The organism is Neisseria sp. P0021.S007 (assembly GCF_051956855.1).
In genome coordinates this window covers 1-986 of sequence record NZ_JBQCXA010000184.1, presented here as the reverse complement: position 1 = coordinate 986, position 986 = coordinate 1, and the positions used below count along the sequence as shown (strand labels likewise).

The 986-nt window shown below is 54.3% G+C and carries 1 protein-coding gene; it reads left to right on the top strand.

From position 1 onward, the window contains the following. Window positions 1-986: RelA/SpoT family protein (locus ACTHUR_RS12070; RefSeq protein ID WP_440398729.1), on the top strand; the 986-nt coding region annotated here is incomplete at both ends.

The following is a 986-nucleotide window of genomic DNA, read 5'->3' as shown; positions in this document are numbered from 1 at the left end:
ATCTCAGCCCATCCGAACAGGTCGAGCTTGAAAAAGCCGTCGCCTACGCCTTTCACGCCCATGACGGACAAACCCGTAAAAGCGGCGAACCCTACATTACCCACCCCCTTGCCGTCGCCACGCAGCTTGCGTTGTGGCACATGGACATACAAGGCTTGTGCGCGGGCGTGATGCACGACGTACTCGAAGACACGGGCGTATCCAAAATCGAAATGGCGGCAGAATTCGGCGAAACCATCTCCGAGATGGTGGACGGGCTTTCCAAACTCGAAAAACTCAAATTTGAAGATCACGCCGAGCATCAGGCGGAAAGTTTCCGCAAGCTCATTCTCGCCATGACCAAAGACGTGCGCGTGATCGTCGTCAAACTTGCCGACCGCCTGCACAATATGCGCACGCTCGGCTCCATGCGTCCCGACAAACGCCGCCGCATTGCCAAAGAAACCCTCGAAATCTACGCCCAAATCGCCAACCGCCTAGGTTTGAACAACGCTTACCAAGAGCTTCAGGATTTATCGTTTCAAAACCTCCACCCGAGCCGCTACGAAACCCTCAAAAAAGCGATGGACAACAGCCGTAAAAACCGTCGCGACGTCGTCGGCAAGGTTCTGCGTGCTTTCAGCCAGCGTTTGGTCGGTGTGAACATCGAAGCCAAAATCAAAGGCCGGGAAAAAAACCTGTACAGCATCCATCAAAAAATGTTGGCGAAAAAATTGCGCTTTGCCGAAGTCATGGACATTTACGGCTTCCGCGTCATCGTCAACAGCATTCCCGCGTGTTACGCCGCCCTTGGCGCGCTGCACAATCTCTATCAGCCCAAGCCCGGACGTTTCAAAGATTATATCGCCATCCCGAAAAGCAACGGCTACCAAAGCCTGCACACGACCTTGGTCGGGCCTTACGGCTTGCCCATTGAAGTCCAAATCCGCACGCGCGAAATGGATGCCGTAGCAGAAGGCGGCATCGCCGGACATTGGATATACAAA